We start from the raw sequence: 23,141 nt of genomic DNA on the forward strand, positions 1-23,141 counted from the left end.
CGTCAGGCTCGGCGCTCCGTTCCGAAGCAGGGCTGCGGACGACGGACGCGTTGACGACCCGCCCCTGCGGCCTTTTTCCTTTCGAGGAGGTGTGGAACAAACCGGCCGGTCCGTCGTTAACTCGGTTGGGCTGAGCAAAGCGGGTTCCATTTCCTTGCGCCGTACGTTGGCGCTTGATTTCGAATTTGGCTGACGCTCTTATTTCGTCGAACGCGTCTTGCCTCAGATTCGGCCGACGCCTGCGGGGGAAACAGTATGAGCGACCTCGATTCCGGAACTGCATCACGCTCCGGTCGTCGCGTCCCAAAGCCAAAAATCAACGGTACGTCCGAGTCAGATTCCCGAGCGGAACTGCTGCTCGCCCTCCAGGCGATGCGCAGCGGTGACTTTTCGGTGCGCATGAGCGGCGACTATCTCGGTATCGACGGCAAGATCGCCGACACTTTTAACGAAATTATCGCCGCCAACCAGCGCATGGCACAGCAGCTCGAGCTGGTGGGCCAGGTGGTGGGACGCGAAGGCAAGACCCGCCAGCGTGTGAAATTCGGCCTCGCCTCCGGCTCCTGGGCCGACATGGAAGGCTCCGTCAACACGCTGATCGACGACCTGTTGTGGCCAACCCGCGAGGTGACACGCGCGGTTGCCGCTGTCGCCCAAGGCGACCTGCTGCAGACCGTCAAGCTCGACGTCGACGGCCGTCCGCTCCGCGGCGAGTTCTTGCAGTCGGCGACGATCGTCAACACCATGATCAAGCAGCTCGGCGTGTTCACCTCGGAGGTGACGCGCGTGGCGCGCGAGGTCGGCACCGAAGGCAAGCTCGGCGGCCAGGCCCAGGTGCCGGAGGTGACCGGCGTCTGGAAGGACCTCACCGAGAGCGTCAACTCGATGGCGAACAACCTGACCAACCAGGTTCGCAACATCGCCGAGGTGACGATCGCGGTCGCCAACGGCGACCTCTCCAAGAAGATCACGGTCGACGTCCGCGGCGAGATCCTCCAGCTCAAGGAAGCCATCAATACGATGGTGGACCAGCTGCGCTCCTTCGCCTCCGAAGTGACTCGCGTGGCGCGCGAGGTCGGCACCGACGGCAAGCTGGGCGGCCAGGCCATCGTGCCCGGCGTCGCCGGCACCTGGAAGGACCTGACCGACTCCGTCAACGCGATGTGCGGCAACCTGACCGCACAGGTCCGCAACATCGCCAACGTCACCACTGCCGTGGCGCGCGGCGACCTCTCGCGCAAGATCACGGTGGACGTGCGCGGCGAGATCCTGGAGCTGAAGGACACCATCAACACCATGGTGGACCAGCTCAACTCGTTCGCCTCGGAAGTCACGCGCGTGGCGCGCGAGGTCGGCACCGAGGGCAAGCTCGGCGGCCAGGCCCAGGTGCCCGGCGTCGCCGGCACCTGGAAGGACCTCACCGACAACGTCAACTTCATGGCCTCCAACCTGACCGCGCAGGTCCGCAACATCGCCGACGTCGCGACCGCCATCGCGAGCGGCGACTTGTCGAAGAAGATCACGGTGAACGTCTCGGGCGAGATCCTTCAGCTGAAGGAGACGCTCAACACCATGGTCGACCAGCTCAACGCCTTCGCCGGCGAAGTCACGCGCGTCGCCCGCGAGGTCGGCACCGAGGGCCGGCTCGGCGGCCAGGCCAACGTGCTCGGCGTCGCCGGCACCTGGAAGGACCTCACCGAGAGCGTCAACTCGATGGCCTCGAACCTGACCGCGCAGGTCCGCAACATCGCCGAGGTGACCACCGCAGTCGCCGGCGGCGACCTCTCGAAGAAGATCACCGTGGACGTGCGCGGCGAGATCCTCGAGTTGAAGGACACCATCAACACGATGGTGGACCAGCTCAACGCCTTCGCCGGCGAAGTCACGCGCGTGGCGCGCGAGGTCGGCACCGAAGGCAAGCTTGGCGGTCAGGCGGTGGTGCGCGGCGTCGGCGGCACGTGGAAGGACCTCACCGACAGCGTCAACTCGATGGCCTCGAACCTCACCGGCCAGGTCCGCAACATCGCCGAGGTCGCAACCGCGGTGGCGAAGGGCGACTTGTCCAAGAAGATCACGGTGAACGTCTCGGGCGAGATCCTTCAGCTGAAGGAAACGCTCAACACCATGGTCGACCAGCTCAACGCCTTCGCCGGCGAAGTCACGCGCGTGGCGCGCGAGGTCGGCACCGACGGCAAGCTCGGCGGCCAGGCCGACGTGCCCGGCGTCGCCGGCACCTGGAAGGACCTGACCGACTCCGTGAACTCGATGGCGGGCAACCTCACCGCCCAGGTCCGCAACATCGCGGAAGTTGCCACCGCCATCGCCGGCGGCGACCTGTCGCGCAAGATCACCGTGGACGTGCGCGGCGAGATCCTTCAGCTCAAGGACACGCTGAACACGATGGTCGACCAGCTCAACCGCTTCGCGGGCGAGGTGACGCGCGTGGCGCGCGAGGTCGGCACCGAAGGCCGCCTCGGCGGTCAGGCCAACGTGCCCGGCGTCGCCGGCACCTGGAAGGACTTGACGGACTCCGTCAACTCGATGGCGGGTAACCTCACCGCCCAGGTCCGCAACATCGCCGAGGTGACGACCGCGGTGGCGCGCGGCGACCTCTCGCGCAAGATCACCGTCGACGTGAAGGGCGAAATCCTCGAGCTGAAGAACACCATCAACACCATGGTGGACCAGCTCAACGGCTTTGCCGGCGAAGTCACGCGCGTGGCGCGCGAGGTCGGCACCGAAGGCAAGCTCGGCGGCCAGGCCGAGGTGCCCGGCGTCGCCGGCACCTGGAAGGACCTCACCGACAACGTCAACTTCATGGCCTCCAACCTGACAGCGCAGGTCCGCAACATCGCCGAGGTCGCAACCGCCATCGCCGGCGGCGACCTGTCGAAGAAGATCACGGTGGACGTACGCGGCGAGATCCTTCTCCTGAAGGACACGCTGAACACCATGGTCGAGCAGCTCCGCTCCTTCGCCGCCGAAGTCACGCGCGTGGCGCGCGAGGTCGGCACCGAGGGACGGCTCGGCGGTCAGGCCGTGGTGCCCGGCGTCGGCGGCACCTGGAAGGATCTCACGGACAACGTCAACCTCTTGGCTGCGAACCTCACCACCCAGGTCCGCAACATCGCCGAAGTCACCACGGCGGTCGCGCGCGGCGACCTCTCGCGCAAGATCACTGTGGATGTGAAGGGCGAAATCCTGGAGCTGAAGAACACCATCAACACCATGGTGGACCAGCTCAACGCATTCGCCGGCGAAGTGACGCGCGTCGCACGCGAGGTGGGCACGGAAGGAAAGCTGGGCGGCCAGGCCCAAGTGCCCGGCGTCGCCGGCACGTGGAAGGACCTCACCGACACCGTCAACTTCATGGCGGCGAACCTGACCGAGCAGGTGCGCGGCATCGTCAAGGTGGTGACCGCGGTCGCCAACGGCGATCTGAAGCAGAACCTCACGGTGAAATCGAAGGGCGAAGTCGCGGCGCTCGCCGACACCATCAACAACATGACCGAGACGCTCGCGACCTTCGCCGACCAGGTGACCTCGGTGGCGCGCGAGGTCGGCGTCGAAGGCCGGCTCGGCGGTCAGGCCAACGTGCCCGGCGCTGCCGGCACCTGGAAGGATCTCACCGGCAACGTCAACCTGCTCGCGGCCAACCTGACCTCGCAGGTGCGCGCGATCGCGGAAGTCGCAACTGCGGTGACCAAGGGCGACCTGACGCGGTCGATCCAGGTCGACGCCCGCGGCGAAGTGGCGGAGCTGAAGGACAACATCAACACGATGATCACCAACCTCCGTCTCACGACGGAGCTGAACACCGAGCAGGACTGGCTGAAGACCAACCTCGCCAAGTTCACCAACATGCTCCAGGGCCAGCGCGACCTCACCACCGTCGGCCGCCTGCTGCTCACCGAATTGTCGCCGCTGGTGAACGCCCATACCGGCGTGATCTACCAGGTCGAAAACGAGAACGATCCGCAGCTCCTGCTGCTCGCCTCCTACGCCAGCGACGGCGTCTACCCCTATCAGCCGGTGCTGCAGTTCGGCGAAGGCCTGATCGGCCAATGCGCCTTCGACAAGCGGCCGCGCGTCGTCTCCGACATTCCGTCGGACGTGGTGCCGATCAACTCGGCGCTGTTCCGCGTCGCGCCGAAAAACCTCGTCGTGCTGCCGGTGCTGTTCGAGGGCCAAGTCAAGGCCGTGATCGAGCTCGCCTCGCTCATCTCCTTCACGACGTCGCAGATGACGTTCCTGGAGCAGCTCACCGACTCCATCGGCATCGTGCTCAATTCGATCGAGGCCACGATGCAGACCGAAGGCCTGCTCAAGCAGTCGCAGCAGCTCGCCGGCGAGCTGCAGACCCAGCAACGCGAATTGCAGCAGACCAATGACCAGCTCGAGCAGAAGGCGCAGCAGCTCGCCGAACGCAACGTCGAGGTCGAGCGCAAGAACCAGGAGATCGAGCAGGCCCGCCGCGCGCTCGAGGAGAAGGCGACCGAGCTCGCGCTGACGTCGAAGTACAAGTCCGAGTTCCTCGCCAATATGAGCCACGAGCTGCGTACGCCGCTGAACTCGATCCTGATCCTCGGACAGCAGCTCAGCGACAACCCCGATGGCAACCTCTCGGCCAAGCAGGTCGAGTTCGCCCGCACCATCCATGGTGCCGGCACCGACCTGCTCAACCTCATCAGCGACATTCTCGATCTCTCCAAGATCGAGTCCGGCACCGTGACGGTCGACGCCGAGGAAATCCTGACCGCGAACCTGCTCGAGACCGTCGGCCGGCCGTTCCGGCACGAGGCGGACAACCGCAACCTGTCGTTCAAGATCGACGTCGATCCGAACCTGCCGCGCAGCATCGTGACCGACTCCAAGCGGCTGCAACAGGTTCTGAAGAATCTGCTCTCCAACGCCTTCAAGTTCACCGCCGACGGCGAAGTGCGCCTGAAGGTCGCCGGCGCAATCGGCGGCTGGGGGACGGATCATCCGGTGCTGAACTCGGCGCCGGCCGTGATCGCCTTCGAAGTGTCCGACACCGGCATCGGCATTCCCCTGGAGAAGCAGAAGCTGATCTTCGAGGCGTTCCAGCAGGCCGATGCCGGCACCAGCCGCAAATATGGCGGCACCGGCCTCGGCCTTGCGATCAGCCGCGAGCTTGCCAGCCTGCTCGGCGGCGAGATCCACCTGCGCAGCGCGCCGGGCAAGGGCTCGACCTTCACGCTCTATCTGCCCTTGAAATATTCCGGCCCGACCCTCGCGCCGCGGGCGCCGGCGTCACAGCAATACGGCCAGCCGCCGGCGCTGCAGCCTGCTGCGCCCGACCAGCAGCGCGTTATCGAGCAGCTGCCCGACGACCGCCTCAACCTCGAGCCCGGCGACACCATTCTCCTGATCGTCGAGGACGACCCGCATTATGCCCGCGTGCTGGTCGATCTGGCCCGCGACAAGGGCTTCAAGGTCCTGGTCGCCGCGCGCGGCGCCGAGGCCCTCGAGCTCGCCAAGCAATACCAGCCGACGGCCGTCTCCCTCGACGTGTTCCTGCCCGACATGCTGGGCTGGACCGTGTTGAGCCAGCTCAAGCACAATCCGCTCACCCGCCACATCCCGGTCCAGATCATCACGCTCGACGAGGACCGCCAGCATGCGCTGGCGCGCGGCGCCTTCTCCTTCGTCAACAAGCCGACGACGACCGAGGGCGTCTCGGCCGCGCTGACGCAAATCAAGGAATATGCGCGGCCGCGGCGCAAGCGGCTCTTGATCGTCGAGGACAACGAGGCCGAGCGGCTCTCGATCCGCGAGCTGCTGCACCACGACGACATCGAGATCCTGGCCACGGATACCGGGGCCGGCGCGCTCACGACGTTGCGCGAGCAACCCTGCGATTGCGTGGTGCTCGACCTTAGGCTGCCCGACATGAGCGGCTTCGAGGTGCTCGATCAGATCCGCAACGACGAGGCGCTGTCGAACATCCCCGTCGTGGTGTTCACCGGCCGCGAGCTTTCCGCCGAGGAGGATGCCGAGCTTCACACCATGGCACGCAGCATCGTGGTCAAGGGCGTGGAATCGCCCGAGCGCCTGCTCGACGAGACCGCGTTGTTCCTGCACCGCGTGATCACGGAGCTGCCGATCGAGAAGCAGCGCATGCTGGAGAAGCTGAACAGTTCCGACGAGGACCTGATCGGCAAGACCGCCCTGCTCGTCGACGACGATGCCCGCAATATCTTCGCGCTCTCAAGCGTGCTGGAACGACGCGGCATGAAGGTGCTGACGGCCACGACCGGCAGTGAGGCGGTGACGCTGGTCGAATCCAATCCGGAGATCGCGATCGTGCTGATGGACATCATGATGCCGCAGATGGATGGCTATCAGACCATCGGCGTGATCCGCGAGAACCCGGCCTTCGCCCGTCTGCCGATCATCGCGTTGACCGCCAAGGCGATGAAGGGCGACCGCGAGAAGTGCCTCGAAGCCGGCGCGTCTGACTACCTCGCCAAGCCGGTCAACACCGACCAATTGCTGCTTGCGATCCGCATGTGGCTGCATCGCTGAGTTGGACCCGCGCATGGACCAGGAAAAGGTCAACATCCTGCTCGTCGACGATCAGCCGGCCAAGCTGCTCGCCTATGAGGTGATCCTGAAGGATCTCGGCGAGAACCTCGTGATCGCCTCCTCGGGCCGCGAGGCGCTGGAGGTGCTGCTCAAGACCGAGATCGCGGTGATCCTGGTCGACGTCTGCATGCCCGAGCTCGACGGCTTCGAGCTCGCCGCGATGATCCGCGAGCATCCGCGCTTTCAGAAGACCGCCATGATCTTCATTTCGGCCATCCAGGTCAGCGACATCGACCGGCTGCGCGGCTACGAGATGGGCGCGGTCGATTACGTGCCAGTGCCGGTCGTGCCGGAGGTGCTTCGCGCCAAGATCAAGGTGTTTGCCGAGCTCTACCGCAAGACGCGCGAGCTCGAACGGCTGAACCACGAGCTCGAGGATCGCGTCCGCGCCCGCACCGCGGAACTGGAGGCGTCCACGGCGAAGCTGCGCGAGAGCGAGCAGCGGCGCAGCATGGCGATCGCGGCCGGCAAGATGGGGTCATGGGACTGGGACTGGATCAGCGGCGATTGGATGTGGGACGAGGGGCAATACCGCATCTTCGGCGTCAGCCCCGAGGATTTCGAGGTCACTCCGGCCAGCGTTCAGGGCCTGCTGCATCCCGATGACGTCGATCAGTTGCGCAAGGCGATCGCCGAGTTCAACAAGGGTACGCGCGCGTACGAGACGGAGTTCCGCATCCTGCGGCCCGACGGCGAGGTGCGCTGGTGCGTCGGCACGGCGGCCGCAACCACGGACGAGAGCGGGCGCGTGGTGCGCGTCAGCGGCGTGACCGTCGACATCACCGAGCGCAAGCGCGCCGAGGAGCGGCAGAACCTGCTGGCGCGGGAAGTCGATCATCGCGCGAAGAACGCGCTGGCGCTGGCGCAATCGATCGTGCGCCTCACCCGGGCCGACGAGGTCAAGGCCTATGTCAACGCCGTCGAGGGGCGCATCAATGCGCTGGCGCGCGTGCACACCATCCTGTCGCTGTCGAGCTGGCAGGGCGCCGAGCTCTCCAGGCTGATCGACGAGGAGCTTGCGCCCTATTCGCTGGGTGACCAGATCAAATTGGCAGGGCCCGAAGTTCAGTTGCTGCCGGCGACGGCCCAGACGCTCGCGCTCGCGCTGCACGAGCTCTTCACCAACTCGGCCAAGTACGGCGCGCTATCCACCCGATCGGGGCGGCTCGCGATCGATTGGCAGGTCGACGAGGAGCTGCTCACGCTGAGCTGGGAGGAATCTGGCGGTCCCCTGGTCAAGACCCCGAAATCGCGCGGCTTCGGCACGCGAAGCCTGCTTGCGAGCATCGAGTCCCAGCTTGGCGGACAGGCGCAGTTCGATTGGCGCGCCGAGGGCCTGCTGTGCCGTCTTGAGGTGCCGTTGACACGCAAGACCGCGGCGGCTGCACCAAGCAAGTTCGACACCGCCGGCGCCGCCGAATTGCAACGCGCATCCGGTTAACCTGACGCTGCGCTGCTCATGCGCTCCGCCGTGCGCGGTTCGCGCGCGACGCGCCCTTCGAGCCAGGCTTCCGTTCGGGCGAGATCGCGCAGCGCCCTCGCGTAGCGGCGAGCTGCGCTCCGCTCCGCGCCAATCGGGAGCTTGCGCGCCTTGCGCAGGATGTCCGCGGCTGCGTTGCGATAGGCTAGCGAGCGGTAAAGAAAGACCACCTTACCCATATCGATGTTCCCGTTTTGCTGGCGCCCATCTTGGCAAGCCCGGCATGAACGCCGGATGAAACGGGCGGTAACAATTCCTTCAGCGGAGCGGAACCCGGCGATCACATGCGCGTTGGCGTGGCAGTTCGGGATGCCGTCCCTTGCGCACCAAAAAGTCGTCTGAGCTGATCTCTGCCAGCGGCCTTATCAAGCTGATGACACATGCAATGATGGGCGCAGCGCTTGGCCTCATTTTCAGCCTCACGCTCGTCCTGTCCAATCCAGCCGTCGCCAACCTGCTGAACAATGGCGGAAGCCAGGCCGCGATGGTCTTCGCCCTCACCTTGGTGACGACCTTCGCGATCGGCGCGACGCTCACCGGCACCGTGTTCATCCTGGTCGAGGACAAGCAAACTTGAAGCGTGCGTGACGCACGGAAGATACTTCGCCGGGACTCCTGCCGCGACGCGCGGTTTGCTGCCTGCGTCAATTTAACTCAGGGAGTTCCCCCGCATGAAGACGACCAAGCTCGCTCTCGCCGCAATATTGGCAACGGGCCTTGCCGCCGCGCCGTTTGCCGCCCAGGCCAAATCGCATAAGGCCAAGCATGAATCGTCGGCACAGACCACCGGCGCCAACACCAAGTCCTCCAAGGGCGCTGATCCATCCGGCCAAGGCGGCGCCGGTCCCGGCTCCGATCAGGGCGGCACCATGACCAACAAGGGCGGCATGACCACCACCAAATAGGCGCGCCCTGGAATCATGAAGGGCTCCGCATTGCGGAGCCCTTTGTCTTCTATCTTTGGGCTCGGCACTCGGCCTTCAGTATCCGGCGCCAAGGATCTCAGCGGCGCTCGACTGCGCGCGCGGAATTGCCGCCTGTCTTCACGGCACGAAGTCGCACTCGGTCGCGGACGTTCGGCAGTACGTCGCTGCCGCCGGCCGCCTTCCATTCGGCGATCAAGAGATTGATCTTCCGGCGCAGGTCCATCTGCGCCAGGGCCTTTTCCGTGCAGTCGTGATCGCGCTCGACGAGGTCGCGCACCGACGCCTCGACGTCGGCCATCTCAAACCTCAAGGCTCTGATTTTACGTCGAATTTCATTAATTCTGTTGTCCATGCCTTGTTAGAACAAAATAAGAACATATAGTCAAGTCACGATTTCAGGACGGAGACGCCAGATGCAGGTTCAAGGTAAATACGACGCCAGATTTTTCCTGGGCGAGCAGATGACGCGGGCGCAGGGCCTCAAGCTGAAGCGGCTCAGCGAAGAGGCCTACCAGCCCGGCCAATATGCGCGGGATCTGTCCTTCAGCGAGGCCGCCCGGCGCATCCAGGTGCTGGAAGCGGAGATCGAGCTGGCAAACTCCTTCTAGAGCATCGCATCGCGCTTTAGGCCTGCGCCGTTCCACGCTCCCGGAACCATGGCTGTGCAGAATGGTTCTCCCCGCCGAGGGAGAATATGCATGGCACGCAAGGCAAAAAAGCGCCGCTACTCACGCAGCTCGGGCAGCGATGTCGCCACCGAGATGCGGCGTTACAAGAAGGGCACCGCGAAGAGCGGCCGTGGCGGGCGCGGCGGCCGCGTCAAGAACCGCAAGCAGGCCATCGCGATCGGACTGTCGAAGGCACGCAAGAAGGGCAAGAAGGTCCCGAAGAAGGCTTCAAAGCGCAAGAGCGCCAAGACGACGTCCAAGAAATCGTCGAGGACGTCGTCCAAGAAATCATCCAACAAGAAATCATCGAAGCGCAAATCATCCAAGCGGTCGCGCTGACCGGTCTCAGATCATGCTCCCCGGCATAAAGCAGCGGATCGAAATCCCGAACGCAGTCTTGACCGGCCACACCATGGTGCGGCCGGCGCGGTTCGGCTCGGTGATGACGGCCTCGTCCGGCACGTCGATCCACTGCCCGTCGATGCGGACACGGTAGCGCCCGTTGTGCGACTCCCAGTCGAGATCGGCGAGGGCGAAACCGTCGGCATCCGAGCAGCACGGACCGAGATGGCTGCGCAAACTGTCGAACCATGGCTTCAGAGGAGAATTCGCGTAGCGGCCGTCGTCGCGCCCGAGCGCGTTTTCACCCGAGAGCACCAATGGCACCACGAGCAGCGCACTCCTGAGCGAGAGCTTCAGTCGATCCATGATGGCACCGATCACTTGTGAACCACCGGCGAGTTCCACAAAGCGCCGGGAGGCTCGAAGTTCCACGCTTGCAACCCGGTCGGCGGCGGCGTTGCCGCAGAGCACTGAGGCGTCTTGCGAGTGTGATCAGCGAACACGGCTTTTTCGGACGCACCAGGTCATCATCCCTGCCGTTAACGAGAATGTGACCGGCCTGGTGCGGACGTGACGTGTGTGCAAAAGGCGGCCCGAAGGCCGCCTTCCTGGATTTGTGAGGGTCGAGTTCGCGCAATGCGAGTGGCACCGCAACGAAGCGGGTGGCCTCCGCGCTTCTGACCTGAAGCAGCACGCTGCGCTTGCCCGACGATTTGGCCTGCGCCAGCTCGGAGCGGACCTCGCCGACATTGCTGACAGCCTTGCCGCCGACATTGAGGATGACGTCGCCGGTCCGGATGCCCCGTTGCGCGGCCGGGCCTTGCGGATCAACCTCGGTGACGACGACGCCGTTCTGGCCTGCGCCCTGGACGTCACCTGCGGGCGCCAGGCTGAGGCCGAGGCGCGGCGTGCCGGCACCCGACTGTCCCCTGCCCTCGTCGGCATTGCCATTGCCTTTAGCCTGGCGCTCATTCGGCAGTTCGCCGAGCACCAGGGTCATCGTCTTGCTGTCGCCCTTGCGGAAGACATCGAGCTTCACGGACGTGCCCGGCGCCAAGCCGGCGATGGTGCGGGCGAGGTCGCGGGAGTCCTTGATCGTGGTGCCGTTGACGGCGGTGATGACATCGCCCGCCTGGATGCCGGCCTTCGCCGCCGGGCTGCCATCCTGCGGATTGTCGACGATCGCGCCGCGCGCCTCCTTGAGCCCGAGGCTGTCGGCAATATCCGACGTCACCGGCTGCACCTGCACGCCGAGCCAGCCCCGGGTGACCGCGCCCTTGTCCTTCAATTGCGCGACGACGAGCTTGGCGGTCGAAGCCGGGATATCGAAGCCGATGCCGACCGAGCCGCCCGAGGGCGAGAAGATCGCAGTGTTCACGCCGATCACGTTGCCGTTCATGTCGAAGGCCGGGCCGCCGGAATTACCCTTGTTGATCGGCGCGTCGATCTGGATGAAGTCGTCATAGGGACCGTTGCCGATGTCGCGGCCGCTGGCCGAGACGATGCCGGCGGTCACGGTGCCGCCAAGACCGAAGGGATTGCCGACCGCGACCACCCAGTCGCCGATGCGCGGCTTCTGGTCGGAGAACTTGACGAACGGAAAGTCCTTCTTGCCGTCGACCTTGATCAGCGCGAGATCGGTCTTCGGATCGGTGCCGACCACTTTCGCGGTGTAGGTCGTGCCGTCGTCCATCGTCACCTGCACGGACTCGGCGCGATCGACGACGTGATTGTTGGTCACGGCATAGCCGTCGGCGGAGATGAAAAAGCCGGAGCCTTCGCCCGTGATCATCTGGTGGCGCTGGCGTGGCATGCCGTTCGCGCCGCCCGGAAAGCGGAAACCGAACTGTCGCGAGAACTGGTCGAACGGCGTGTCCTCGTCCGAATCCATCCGGTTCTGCTGCAGCATCGCGCTCTTGTCGTTGTCCTGATCGATTTTGACCCGCACCGAGATCACAGCGGGTTTGACCCTGCTGACGAGATCGCCGAAGCCGGGCGGCGTCGCGGCAGCTTCGGCCGCCTGAGCCGGCGCAATCAAGGAGTTGATGCCGTACGGCGTGGCGCCTGGCGCAACGGCCAGGGCGGCCACGCCCAGCGCGGCCACGGTGCCGAGCAGCGCGAGCCGCCGCGGCCGCAAGATCTTGCGAGAAGTGTTGATGTCGGAATTGACGCGATCGTTCATGTCGAAATGTCCATGTTGAGCAGGTGTCGCCTTGCCCTCAACATGGTCGCTGCCACCTTACGACGTCCCGTCCGTCCGATTAAATCTCGGCAAAGAATGGATGAGCGGGCGCAGCAGGCAATCCGGACGTTTGATACAGCTCAACGCGTCGCCTTCGCGCAGGGAGAAACTGCGACCATCGGATGATGCTCAGCGGAGGCGCGCCATGTACAAAGACATTCTCGTCCACATTCCCACCGAACGTCCCATGCGTCCCGCGATCGAGGGCTCGGTCTCGCTCGCGGCGAAGCTCAACGCGCATCTCGACGCGGTCGCGGTCGGCTATGTCGCCACCAGTACAGCTTACGTCATGGAAGGCGGCGCGGCGGTGGCGGCCGTGTTCGAGCTGGAGCGCGAGCGCGCCGTGGAGCGGGCCGAGGCGGCGCTCGCGGTATTCAAGAGCGAGGCGGCGAACGCCGGCATCTCCTATACCTGCCACGCACTCGGCGCGATCCCCGCGGATGCCGCCGGCTCGCTCGGCGAGATGGCACGGCTGCACGATCTCAACGTGGTGCTCCAGCCCGATCCGGCGCAGGGCTCGTTCGACAACGACGTGCCGAGCGAGATCCTGTTCCGGGCGGGCGGCCCGGTGCTGTTCCTGCCCTACACCTTCCGGGGAGCCTTCAAGGCGAAGCGGATCGGCATCTGCTGGGACGGCAGTCGCGTTGCCGCCCGCGCCATGCGCGACGCAGCTCCGTTCCTGGCGCGCGCCGAAGAGATCGTGATCATCACCGTCAACGAGACCGACGACGTCTCCGGCGAAGCTTCAGCGAGCGGCTTGGCCAGACATCTCGGCCGGCGCGGATTGTCCACCCGCACGGTCAGCCTGACCGCCACGCGCGCCGACATTCAGCCGATCATTCTGTCGCTGGCGGCCGACGAGAGTCTCGATCTCCTGGTGATGGGCGGCTACGGCCATTCGCGGTTGCAGGAACGCGTTCTCGGGGGTGTCACCCGCGCCATGCTGGAAGCCATGACGGTCTCGACGCTGATGTCGCATTGATGAGCCGCCTTGGCGCCGTCACGCCGCGACGGGAGCCTCCCACGGCGCCGACGCGGCGGCGTCCTTCTCGCGATGCACATTGCACGCGTCGAAATGCGCCTTGAGCTCGATTTCGGCGAGATGTTCGAAATGTTCGGCCTGGCCGAGGAGTTCCCAGTTCTGGAGCGGCCGGTAGGCCGCCTGCTGACGGCAGAGGGACGCCAGCGCCCGGTAGCGACGTACGTTCTCCATGAGACCCTCCCTCGCGTTCACGGGCTTATTGCCCTGATTTGCGTCAGGCCGATGGCGTTTATGCAAAACATTTGCTGCGCACACAACGCGCCTGAACCAAGTTGATTTCGAGAAGTGCCGGTAAGGATTTTAGTTCCAAACGTCCGTTTGGAACTGTGTGCCCAACGCTAGGCGGAGAGGCGGCGCTCCACGGCGACGCCGACCAAGTCGAGATAGCGTTCGATCAGATCAGGCCGGCCGACGAGATAGCCTTGCATCTCCTCGCAGGCCTCGCGCGCCAGGAAAGCACGCTGGGCTTCCGTCTCCACTCCCTCGGCAATGACCGGGATCTTCAGCGCGTGCGCCAGGCTCAGGACGGCGCGGACAATCTCGGCCGATTTCGGCGTCGCCTCCAGGTTGGAGATGAAACTGCGGTCGATCTTGATCTTGTCGAACGGGAACGACTGCAGATAGGACAGCGAGGAATAGCCGGTGCCGAAATCGTCCATGGCGATGCGGCTGCCGAGCGCCTTCAGCCGCCGCAGCAGGTTGAGCGCGCGGGTGAAATCGCCGATCAGCACGCCCTCCGTGATCTCGACCTCGAGCCGCGTCGGCGTCAGCCCCGTCTCCAACAGAATCTGGTGGATCGAGCGCTCGAGATCGCCCACCTGGAACTGGACCGGCGACAGATTGACCGCGACCTGCAACGGCCGCGGCCAGGATGCCGCCTCGCGGCACGCCTCGCGGCGTGCAGGCTTCATGCCCACAATTACCGTCGTTCTGCATCCGCGCTCTCATAGCGTTCCCAAACCGCAAATTGAGAGGCTTAGCATTGCGCGGTCGTTCATCGATTCTTCTCTTGGCGCACTGGGACCCCAGCAGCGGTCCGCAACTGATCCGTAATCTACCGGATGAGCGCACTTTCTTCTGCCCGCTTCGTGGGCGAGGAACTATCTTGCAGCCTCGGAGCCCGGCCGATCTCCGCGGCGATTCGAATAGCCGCGATATTAGCGGCATATTCGCCAGCGCCCTTGCCGCGAAACACGGCGGAGCCGGCGACCAGCGTGTCGGCGCCCGCTGCAGCCACGGCCGCGGCATTATCGCGCGTGATACCGCCGTCGACCTCCAGCCGGATCGGCCGCTCGCCGATCATGGTCCTGATCCGCCTGATCTTGTCGATCTGCGATGTGATGAAGGATTGGCCGCCAAAACCCGGATTGACCGTCATCACCAGCACGAGATCGATACGATCGAGCAAATACTCGATCACCGCTTCCGGCGTCGACGGACAAAGGCTGACGCCAGCCTTGCGGCCGAGCGCTCGGATCGCCTGGAGCGAGCGGTCGAGATGCGGGCCGGCTTCCGCATGCACCGTGATCACATCAGCCCCGGCCTTGGCAAAGGTCTCGAGGTAGGAATCGGCCGGCGCAATCATCAGATGCACATCGAAGACTTTCCTCGTCATCGGCCGTATCGCCTTGATGACGTCGGCACCGAAGCTGATGTTCGGCACGAAATGTCCGTCCATGACGTCGCAATGGATCCAGTCGGCCCCAGCGGCGTCGATCGCGGCGACCTCTTCGCCGAGGCGCGCGAAATCCGCGGCGAGGATCGAGGGAGCGATCATGATCTCCTTCGTCATGGCACTGCACTCCGCGCATCCGCACCGCCGCTGAACACCCGGCTCGCGAGCACGTCCATGGCATCGATGGTTTCGAGGTCGGCGACATCGAGCATGCGATTGAGATCGGACACCAGCCGATCGGCCTGCCGCAGGCGGACGCGGTCGACGGCGTTGCGGATCGAGCGCGCGTTGGAGAAGAACGGCTGGGTCCGACGCAGCGCGATGTACTTCTCGAACGCCTCTCGCGCCGCAGCCGAGAAGCGATAGCCACGCTCCTTCAGCATCAGCTCGGCGATGACGAGCAGCTCGGCCTCCGCGTAGTCAGGGAATTCGATGTGGTGGGCGATGCGCGAGCGGAAGCCGGGGTTTGAGCCAAAGAAACTCGTCATCCGCTCGCCGTAGCCGGCGAGGATCACGACGAGGTCCTCGCGCTGGTTCTCCATCACCTGGAGCAGGATCTCGATCGATTCCTGACCATAGTCGCGTTCGTTGTCGGGACGATGCAGGTAATAGGCCTCGTCGATGAACAGCACGCCGCCCATTGCCTTCTTCAGGATCTCCTTGGTCTTCGGCGCGGTGTGGCCGATGTACTGGCCGACCAGATCGTCGCGCGTCACCGAGATCACCTGCCCGCGACGCACGAAGCCGAGGCCGTGCAGGATCCTGGCCATGCGCAGAGCGACGGTGGTCTTGCCTGTTCCAGGATTGCCGGTGAACGACATGTGCAGCGTCGGCGGCGCGGAAGCCAGGCCCGCACGCTGCCGGATGCGCTCGATCAGCAACAGCGAGGCGATCTGGCGCACGCGGTTCTTGACCGGCTTGAGCCCGATCAGCTCCCGATCGAGCTGTTGCAGCGTCTCGGTGATCCCGGCCGCTTCAGCCTCTTTGCGGAGATCGAAATGGGTCTCGCTGTGTTCGGTCGTGGTTGCGTGGGGGACATCAAGCATGACTACCCTCGAAGAAAAGAGCTTCGCCGCGAGCAAGGCGGCGAAGCAGTTGTCCGCCAAGGATGCGAAGCAGGGAGAGCTCCGCGCGGAAGCGGATGACTCAAGCTGGCGCGTGCGCCGCCGGCTTTCGAACCGTGGTGTAGCGGACCGCACGGCCGCCGAACTCCTGCCGCACCAGCTCGAACTCCGTCTCTTGCTTCGGCCGGTTGACGAGGAAGGAGATCCGCACCGATTCCCAGCCGTGGCTGGCATCGAAGCCGCTGATGCGGATGTAGCTGTTACCATAGACCCTGCGGCACTCGGCGAGCTCCATCATTACGCCGGCGGCGTCCTGGAGATCGAACATCGGCAGGCCCCACATCTCCCAATAAGTGTTGCGGGGATGCGGATCGTCGGTGAACTCGATGTTCACCGCCCAGCCATTGGCGAGGCAATACTGCACCTGGCTGGTGATCTGCTCGTTGGTCAGATCCGGCAGGTACGAGAAGCAGCCCTGGGTGATCTTCATCTCAAATCTCCTCAGACGGTTTCCAGCGCGGTCGGCACGAAGTCCGGCGTGTCGGTGGATTGATAGTTGAAGGTGACGTCCTTCCAGACCTCGAGCGCAGCCTTCAGCGGCGTGCAGGTCTGGGCCGCCTTGTCCAGGATCTCCGGGCCCTCGTGGACATAGTCGCGGCCCTCGTTGCGGGCGAGGATCATCGCTTCCAGCGCCACGCGGTTGGCGGTCGCGCCGGCCGCAATGCCCATGGGATGGCCGATGGTGCCACCGCCGAACTGCAGCACGACGTCCTCGCCTAACAGGTCGAGCAGCTGGTGCATCTGCCCGGCATGGATGCCGCCGGAGGCTACCGGCATCATCTTGTTGAGGCTCGCCCAGGACTGGTCGAAGAACAGGCCATGCTCGAGCTTGGTCGGATTGAAGTCCTCGCGGCAGACGTCGTAATAGCCGCGCGTGGTGTTGGGATCGCCTTCGAGCTTGCCCACCACCGTGCCGGCGTGGATGTGGTCGACACCGGCAAGCCGCATCCATTTCGCGATGACGCGGAACGACACGCCATGGCTCTTCTGCCGCGTATAGGTGGAGTGGCCGGCGCGATGCAGATGCAGGATCATGTCGTTGCGCCGCGCCCACTTGGCCATCGACTGGATCGCAGTGTAGCCGATCACGAGGTCGATCATCACGATCACCGAGCCAAGCTCCTTGGCGAACTCCGCACGCTCGTACATGTCCTCCATGGTGGCCGCGGTGACGTTGAGGTAGGTCCCTTTCACCTCGCCGGAAGCGGCCTGCGCGCGGTTCACCGCCTCCATGCAATAGAGGAAGCGATCGCGCCAATGCATGAAGGGCTGCGAGTTGATGTTCTCGTCGTCCTTGGTGAAATCGAGCCCGCCCTTCAGCGCCTCATAGACCACGCGGCCGTAATTGCGGCCGGACAGACCGAGCTTCGGCTTCACGGTCGCGCCGAGCAGCGGCCGGCCGAACTTATCGAGCCGCTCGCGCTCCACCACGATGCCGGTCGCCGGTCCCTGGAAGGTCTTCACATAGGCGACGGGAAAGCGCATGTCCTCGAGCCGCAGCGCCTTCAGCGGCTTGAAGCCGAACACGTTGCCGATGATCGAGGCCGAGAGGTTGGCGATCGAGCCCGGCTCGAACAGGTCGAGATCATAGGCGATGTAGGCGAAATACGAGCCCGGCGAGCCCGGAACGGGATCGACGCGATAACACTTGGCGCGATACTTCTCGGCCGCGGTCAGGCGATCGGTCCACACCACCGTCCAGGTCGCGGTCGAGGATTCGCCTGCCACAGCGGCTGAGGCCTCGATCGGGTCGACGCCGTCTTGCGGCGTGACGCGGAACAGCGCGATGACGTCGGTGTCCTTTGGCGTGTAGTCGGGCTCCCAATAGCCCATGCGCTTGTATTCCATCACGCCGGAGCGATAGCGCTCCTTGCCGCGGACCGTGCCTGCATGTGCGTTCATGTCTCTCTCCTGCTCTTTTCTCTGCTCTTTCTGATTGGTTAGGCGGCAACCGGCTCGCGGGCATCGATGCGCGGGTCGAGCTCGCCGGCGCGATAGCGCCGCGCCATCTCGCTCATCGGAATGACCTTGATCTTGCTGGCGTGGCCTGCGGTACCGAACTGCTCGAACCGCTCGCGGCACAATTCGCGCATTGCGTCCATCGCCGGCTTGAGAAACTTGCGCGGATCGAATTCGGAGCGCGTTTCCGCCGCCACCTTGCGGAACACCGCGGTCATCGCCAGCCGGCAATCGGTGTCGATATTGACCTTGCGCACGCCGCTGCGGATGCCGCGAACGATCTCCTCGACCGGCACGCCCCAGGTCTGCGGCATCTCGCCACCGAACTGGTTGAACATGTCCTGCAGCGGCTGCGGCACCGAGGAGGAGCCATGCATGACCAGATGCGTGTTCGGCAGCCGGCCGTGGATCTCCTCGACCACCCGCATCGCCAGGATATCGCCATCCGGCTTGCGGCTGAACTTGTAGGCACCGTGCGAGGTGCCCATCGCGATCGCGAGCGCATCGACCTTGGTCGCGCGAACGAAGTCGACGGCCTGATCCGGATCGGTCAAGAGCTGGTCGTGGCCGACCTTGCCCTCGACGCCGTGGCCATCCTCCTGTTCGCCGCCGCCGTGCTCGAGCGAGCCGAGCACGCCGAGCTCGCCTTCGACGGAAGCGCCGACCCAATGGGCGAGATCGACGACGCGGCGCGTGATCGCGACGTTGTAATCATAGTCGGCCGCCGTCTTGGCATCGGCCTTGAGCGAGCCGTCCATCATGACCGAGGTAAACCCGTGGGCGATGGCGGACGCGCAGGTCGCCTCGTCATTGCCGTGGTCCTGGTGCATGCAGAGCGGAATGTCCGGATAAGTCCGCTCCAGCGCGTCGATCATGTGCGAAAGCATGAGATCGCCGGCATAGCTGCGCGCGCCGCGCGAGGCCTGGATGATGACCGGCGCATCGACCGCAGCCGCCGCCTGCATGATGGCGATGCCCTGCTCCATGTTGTTGATGTTGAACGCCGGCACGGCGTAGCCGTGGCTGGCAGCGTGATCGAGCAATTGGCGGAGAGTAATACGGGCCAAGGGGCGTCCTCCTTATTGGCTCTTGCGGGCGATCGCCCGGCGGGCCGCTTCCGCAATGCTTTGCGGCGTGATGCCGAATTCGCGGTACAGCACCGACGCCGGGGCCGAGGCGCCGAAGCCGCGCATGCCGACGAACTCACCGTCGGTGCCGATCCAGCGATGCCAGTCGCCGGCGACAGCGGCCTCGACACCGACACGCGGCGCGGTGCCGAGCACCGAGGCGCGGTAATCCTCCGGCTGCTCCTCGAACAGTGCGAAACACGGCGCCGAGACCACTGCGGCGCGAACGTGTTCGGTCGCGAGCAAGCGTGCGGCTTCCAGCGCCATCGAGACTTCCGAGCCGGTTGCGATGAGCGTCACGTCGCGGCCACCATCCGGCGAGATGACGAGATAGGCTCCGTTCGCTACGTGGTTTCTGCCGCGCGCATCGCTGCGGAAGGTCGGCAGGGCCTGCCGCGACAGGCATAGCACTGAGGGGCGATGCTCCGCCGCGAGCGCGCAATCCCAGGCTTCCAGCGTCTCCACCGCATCGGCGGGGCGGAACACGAGCAGGTTGGGAAGGACGCGCAACGCCGCGAGATGCTCGACCGGCTGATGCGTCGGGCCGTCCTCGCCGAGCCCGATGGAGTCGTGGGTCATGACATGGATGACGCGCAGCCGCATCAAGGCCGCCAGGCGGATCGCCGGCCGGCTGTAATCGGAGAACGCCAAGAACGTGCCGCCATAGGGGATGAAGCCGCCATGCAACGCGAGGCCGTTCATCGCCGCGGCCATACCGTGCTCGCGAATGCCATAATGGATGTAGTCGCCGGCGAACGCACCGCTCTTGACCGGCGCCTGCGCCTTGGCATGCGTCAGGTTCGAATGGGTGAGGTCCGCGGAGCCGCCGACCAGGCCGGGAATTGTTCCCGCGATTCCCTCGAGCACCTGTTGCGAGGCCTGCCGCGTCGCCAGCTTCGGCCGCTCGGATGCAAAGTGCTCACGCAATTTCGCCGCGGCCAGCGCATAGGCGGCGGGCAGAGTCACGGCTTTGCCCTCGACGAACAGGTCGCGCTGCTCCGGCGTCGCTCCTTCGTAGCGATCGAGCCAGGCGAGGCGGTCGACCTGCCCGCGCTGCCCGATCATCCGCCACGCCTTGAGCACCGGGATCGGCACCACGAAAGGCTGATAGTCCCAACCCAGCGTCCGCCGCGCCGCTGCCGTCTGCTCGGTGCCGAGCGGCGCGCCATGCACTTTCTCGGTGCCCTGTCTATCAGGCGCGCCATAGCCGATGATTGTGCGACAGGCGATCAGCGACGGCTTTGCGGTCTCCCGCTCCTCCGCTATCGCCTGCGCCACCGCTGCGGGATCATGCCCGTCGACGCGGCGCACCGACCAACCGGAGGCGGCGAAGCGCGCGAGCTGGTCGTCCGATGTCGCCAGCGAGGTCGGACCGTCGATGGAGATGCCGTTGTCGTCGAACAGCACGATCAGCCGGCCGAGCCCGAGATGACCGGCCAGCGAGATCGCCTCCTGGCTGAGGCCTTCCATCAGGCAGCCATCGCCCGCGATGACATAGGTGAAGTGATCGACGAGCCCATCGCCATGCCGCGCATTCGCCATCCGCTCGGCGAGCGCCATGCCGACCGCGGTCGCAATGCCCTGGCCCAGCGGTCCCGTCGTGGTCTCGACACCAGCCGTGTGGCCATATTCAGGATGACCCGGCGTCTTCGAGCCCCACTGGCGAAAGGCCTTGATGTCGTCGAGGCTGATATCGCCGCCGGTGAGATGCAACAGCGCATAGAGCAGCATCGAGCCATGCCCCGCCGACAGCACGAAGCGGTCGCGGTCAGGCCAATTGGGGTGCGCGGAGTCGAATTTCAGGAAACGCGAGAACAGCACAGTCGCGACATCAGCCATGCCCATGGGCAGCCCGGGATGGCCTGACTGCGCTGCCTCGATGGCATCGACCGCGAGGAAGCGGACGGCATTGGCGAGATCGTTGTGCGTGACCGCATTGAGGTCGGCTTCGGCATGGACGGAGATGTTCATCGGAGTCTCTCCCTGTTCACTTCAGGCTGCGCTTGCGCTCGATCAGCTGCATGATCAGCGGCGTCAGGATCAGCTGCATGGCCAGGTCCAGCTTCGCGCCCGGGCACACGATCGAATTGGCGCGCGACATCCAGCTCTGCGGCAGCATCGAGAGCAGATAGGGGAAGTCGATACCGCGCGGATTCTTGAAGCGGATCACCACCATCGATTCGTCCGGCGTCGGGATCCATCGCGCGATGAATGGATTGGAGGTGTCCACGGTCGGGACGCGCTGGAAGTTGATGTCGGTCTCGGTGAATTGCGGACAGATGTAGTGGATGTAGTCGGGCATCCGCCGCAGGATGGTGTCGGTGACGGCCTCGGTCGAATAGCCGCGCGTGCGCTGCGGTCGCGGTGCAGCTTCTGGATCCATTCGAGATTGATGACGGGCACGACGCCGATCTTGAGGTCGGCATAGCGCGCGACGTTCACCTTATCGGTGACCACGGCGCCGTGCAGGCCCTCGTAGAACAGCAGGTCCGAATCCTCCGGCAGCTGCTTCCAGTCGGTGAAGGTGCCTGGTGCCGCGCCATGCAGCGCCGATTCCTCGGCGTCGTGGACGTAGTGCCGCGTCACCGCGGTGCCGGTCTCGCCGTAGTCGCGGAAGGCGCGCTCCAGCTCCTCGAACAAATTGGTCTCGGGGCTGAAATGGCTGAAATGCTTGTTGCCGCGCTCGGCCTCCTTCGCCATCTGCGCACGCATCTCGGCACGGTCGTAGCGGTGGAAGGCGTCGCCCTCGATGTAGACGGCGTTGACCTTCTCGCGGAAAAAGATCTGCTCGAAGGTCTTCTTGACGGAGGTGGTGCCGGCGCCGGAGGAACCGGTGATGGAAATGATCGGATGCTTTCTGGACATCGGCGCCTCGCTCAGAGCCGGAAGAATCCGCGCCGCGCGAACAGCGGCGCCGAGACGCTGGCGACCAGCAGCGGGTCGCAGTGCAGCTCCTCGGCGCGCCGCACCTCGTTGCTCGAGCCCATGATCAGCGGCACGCGCTGGTGCAGGTTTTGCGCCGACAGATCGAGGATGCGCTCGCGCCCGGTCGAGGCCGAGCCGCCGGCCTGCTCGATGATCATCGCCATCGGGTGCGCCTCGTAGGTCAGGCGCAGACGGCCGTCGCCGTAGCCGGGCCGCGCATCGGAAGGGTAGAGAAACACGCCGCCACGGGTGAGGATGCGATAAGCCTCCGCGACCAGCGACCCGATCCAGCGCATGTTGAAATCGTGGTTGGCGGGCCCGTCGACGCCGGCGAGGCATTCGTCGATGAAGGCGCGCACCGGCGGATCCCAATGCCGGCGGTTCGAGGCGTTGATCGCGAACTCCTCGCAGGCTTCGGCGATCTGCACGCCGCTGCGCGCGAAGCGGAAGCAGCCCGCCTTGCGATCGAGCGTGAAGATGTCGACGCCGTCGCCGAGCGTCAGCACCAGCGAGGTCTGCGGACCGTAGGTGACGAAGCCCGCCGCGAGCTGCGCCGAGCCGCGCTGCTGAAAGGCGAGTGAGAGATCATCGGGGGCCGGCAAGATCGAGAAGATCGTGCCGACGGTCATGTTGATGTCGATGTTGGAGGAGCCATCGAGCGGATCGATCGCGATGCAGATTCGCCCCTGACGATCGACGATCTGGGCCTCGCGCATCTCTTCCGACGCCAGCGCCGCGATCGGCAGCCGGCCGAGGCAGCGGCGCAGGATCGCGTCCGCCTGGACGTCGAGGTCGCGTTGGAGATCGCCGTCGCTGTTGCGCCCGGTGGTCAGGCCCGAGGCGTCGGCGAGATCGCCGCTGGCGATGAGATCGGCAATCTCGATCGCCCCGGCCGCGATAGCATCGACCGCGGCTGCCACGGCCAGCGCATACGGCGCGGTCTCGGAATACCGTTGAAGGTGGTCGTCCAGCCTGAGTTGCCCGGTCATCTGCGTCCATCCCTTTGCCGGTGCCGCATCCAT

At 65.2% G+C, this 23,141-nt stretch carries 18 protein-coding genes and 3 pseudogenes; 7 read left to right on the top strand and 14 right to left on the bottom strand.

The annotated features are described in order from the left end of the window. Window positions 1–255 precede the first annotated feature (255 nt). Both ABIA40_RS20530 and ABIA40_RS20535 read left to right on the top strand, forming a co-directional pair. Entirely contained in the window at window positions 256–6,549 is a 6,294-nt protein-coding gene (locus tag ABIA40_RS20530) for a HAMP domain-containing protein (protein ID WP_271542560.1), read from the top strand. A 13-nt stretch (window positions 6,550–6,562) separates the two neighbouring features. Then, window positions 6,563–8,050: an HWE histidine kinase domain-containing protein gene (locus ABIA40_RS20535; RefSeq protein ID WP_404543050.1), complete on the top strand. Its 1,488-nt coding sequence runs from the start codon at window positions 6,563–6,565 to the stop codon at window positions 8,048–8,050. Here the strand turns inward: ABIA40_RS20535 and ABIA40_RS20540 are convergent. After that, on the bottom strand, window positions 8,047–8,268 hold the full coding sequence (locus ABIA40_RS20540; RefSeq protein ID WP_404543052.1) for a hypothetical protein: 222 nt from the start codon (window positions 8,266–8,268) through the stop codon (window positions 8,047–8,049). The genes ABIA40_RS20535 and ABIA40_RS20540 overlap by 4 nt on opposite strands. 140 nt (window positions 8,269–8,408) lie before the next feature. Here ABIA40_RS20540 and ABIA40_RS20545 point away from each other — a divergent pair, with 140 nt between their 5' ends. Both ABIA40_RS20545 and ABIA40_RS20550 read left to right on the top strand, forming a co-directional pair. Beyond that, window positions 8,409–8,666: a hypothetical protein gene (locus ABIA40_RS20545; RefSeq protein WP_404543053.1), complete on the top strand. Its 258-nt coding sequence runs from the start codon at window positions 8,409–8,411 to the stop codon at window positions 8,664–8,666. Window positions 8,667–8,760: 94 nt separating this feature from the next. Further along, on the top strand, window positions 8,761–8,994 hold the full coding sequence (locus tag ABIA40_RS20550) for a hypothetical protein (protein WP_275508731.1): 234 nt from the start codon (window positions 8,761–8,763) through the stop codon (window positions 8,992–8,994). A gap of 97 nt (window positions 8,995–9,091) precedes the next feature. Here the strand turns inward: ABIA40_RS20550 and ABIA40_RS20555 are convergent, their stop codons facing one another. Beyond that, the gene (locus tag ABIA40_RS20555; RefSeq protein ID WP_404543054.1) at window positions 9,092–9,313 is read right to left on the bottom strand and encodes a hypothetical protein; all 222 of its coding nucleotides are present in this window, start codon (window positions 9,311–9,313) and stop codon (window positions 9,092–9,094) included. Between the two features lie 115 nt (window positions 9,314–9,428). On the opposite strand from ABIA40_RS20555, the gene ABIA40_RS20560 reads away from it, so the two are divergent. Together ABIA40_RS20560 and ABIA40_RS20565 are read left to right on the top strand one after the other, a co-directional pair. Beyond that, window positions 9,429–9,623 carry a DUF3072 domain-containing protein gene (locus ABIA40_RS20560; RefSeq protein WP_057026883.1) on the top strand — a complete coding sequence of 65 codons (195 nt, stop codon included), beginning with the start codon at window positions 9,429–9,431 and terminating at the stop codon, window positions 9,621–9,623. 90 nt (window positions 9,624–9,713) lie between these two features. Next, on the top strand, window positions 9,714–10,022 hold the full coding sequence (locus ABIA40_RS20565; protein WP_271542570.1) for a DUF6496 domain-containing protein: 309 nt from the start codon (window positions 9,714–9,716) through the stop codon (window positions 10,020–10,022). 6 nt (window positions 10,023–10,028) lie between these two features. On the opposite strand, the gene ABIA40_RS20570 is transcribed toward ABIA40_RS20565, so the two are convergent. Together ABIA40_RS20570 and ABIA40_RS20575 are read right to left on the bottom strand one after the other, a co-directional pair. Then, window positions 10,029–10,391, bottom strand: a complete 363-nt coding sequence (locus tag ABIA40_RS20570) for a hypothetical protein (RefSeq protein WP_404543056.1) — start codon at window positions 10,389–10,391, stop codon at window positions 10,029–10,031. Between the two features lie 271 nt (window positions 10,392–10,662). Then, window positions 10,663–12,251: pseudogene (locus ABIA40_RS20575) on the bottom strand (Do family serine endopeptidase); the annotation flags it as partial. 161 nt (window positions 12,252–12,412) lie between these two features. Here ABIA40_RS20575 and ABIA40_RS20580 point away from each other — a divergent pair. Further along, window positions 12,413–13,249, top strand: a complete 837-nt coding sequence (locus ABIA40_RS20580; protein ID WP_271542575.1) for a universal stress protein — start codon at window positions 12,413–12,415, stop codon at window positions 13,247–13,249. An 18-nt stretch (window positions 13,250–13,267) separates the two neighbouring features. On the opposite strand, the gene ABIA40_RS20585 is transcribed toward ABIA40_RS20580, so the two are convergent. From ABIA40_RS20585 to ABIA40_RS20630, 10 genes and pseudogenes are all read right to left on the bottom strand, one after another. Beyond that, complete coding sequence (locus ABIA40_RS20585; RefSeq protein WP_271542576.1) at window positions 13,268–13,480, bottom strand: hypothetical protein; 213 nt, start codon at window positions 13,478–13,480, stop codon at window positions 13,268–13,270. A gap of 167 nt (window positions 13,481–13,647) precedes the next feature. Then, a pseudogene (locus tag ABIA40_RS20590) lies at window positions 13,648–14,205 on the bottom strand (EAL domain-containing protein); the annotation flags it as partial. A gap of 158 nt (window positions 14,206–14,363) precedes the next feature. Next, on the bottom strand, window positions 14,364–15,101 hold the full coding sequence (gene rpe / locus ABIA40_RS20595; protein ID WP_271542578.1) for a ribulose-phosphate 3-epimerase: 738 nt from the start codon (window positions 15,099–15,101) through the stop codon (window positions 14,364–14,366). Continuing rightward, window positions 15,098–16,030 carry a CbbX protein gene (gene cbbX / locus ABIA40_RS20600; RefSeq protein ID WP_404543058.1) on the bottom strand — a complete coding sequence of 311 codons (933 nt, stop codon included), beginning with the start codon at window positions 16,028–16,030 and terminating at the stop codon, window positions 15,098–15,100. The genes rpe and cbbX overlap by 4 nt, the downstream gene beginning before the upstream one ends. 100 nt (window positions 16,031–16,130) lie before the next feature. Continuing rightward, on the bottom strand, window positions 16,131–16,538 hold the full coding sequence (locus ABIA40_RS20605) for a ribulose bisphosphate carboxylase small subunit (protein WP_271542582.1): 408 nt from the start codon (window positions 16,536–16,538) through the stop codon (window positions 16,131–16,133). An 11-nt stretch (window positions 16,539–16,549) separates the two neighbouring features. Beyond that, the gene (locus ABIA40_RS20610; RefSeq protein WP_271542584.1) at window positions 16,550–18,010 is read right to left on the bottom strand and encodes a form I ribulose bisphosphate carboxylase large subunit; all 1,461 of its coding nucleotides are present in this window, start codon (window positions 18,008–18,010) and stop codon (window positions 16,550–16,552) included. 38 nt (window positions 18,011–18,048) lie between these two features. Next, window positions 18,049–19,134 (bottom strand): class II fructose-bisphosphate aldolase, encoded by a 1,086-nt coding sequence (gene fba / locus ABIA40_RS20615; RefSeq protein WP_271542586.1) that lies wholly within the window; start codon window positions 19,132–19,134, stop codon window positions 18,049–18,051. Window positions 19,135–19,146: 12 nt separating this feature from the next. Beyond that, a complete protein-coding gene (gene tkt / locus ABIA40_RS20620) occupies window positions 19,147–21,165 on the bottom strand; it encodes a transketolase (protein ID WP_271542588.1) in 2,019 nt (672 codons plus the stop codon). A 16-nt stretch (window positions 21,166–21,181) separates the two neighbouring features. Continuing rightward, window positions 21,182–22,059: pseudogene (locus ABIA40_RS20625) on the bottom strand (phosphoribulokinase). Window positions 22,060–22,070: 11 nt separating this feature from the next. After that, window positions 22,071–23,108, bottom strand: coding sequence for a class 1 fructose-bisphosphatase (locus ABIA40_RS20630; protein WP_271542590.1), 1,038 nt, complete (start codon window positions 23,106–23,108; stop codon window positions 22,071–22,073). Between the last annotated feature and the right edge of the window lie 33 nt (window positions 23,109–23,141).

The sequence above is a fragment of the Bradyrhizobium sp. USDA 223 genome (assembly GCF_044909005.1).
In the GTDB taxonomy this organism is placed as follows: Bacteria; Pseudomonadota; Alphaproteobacteria; order Rhizobiales; family Xanthobacteraceae; genus Bradyrhizobium; species Bradyrhizobium yuanmingense.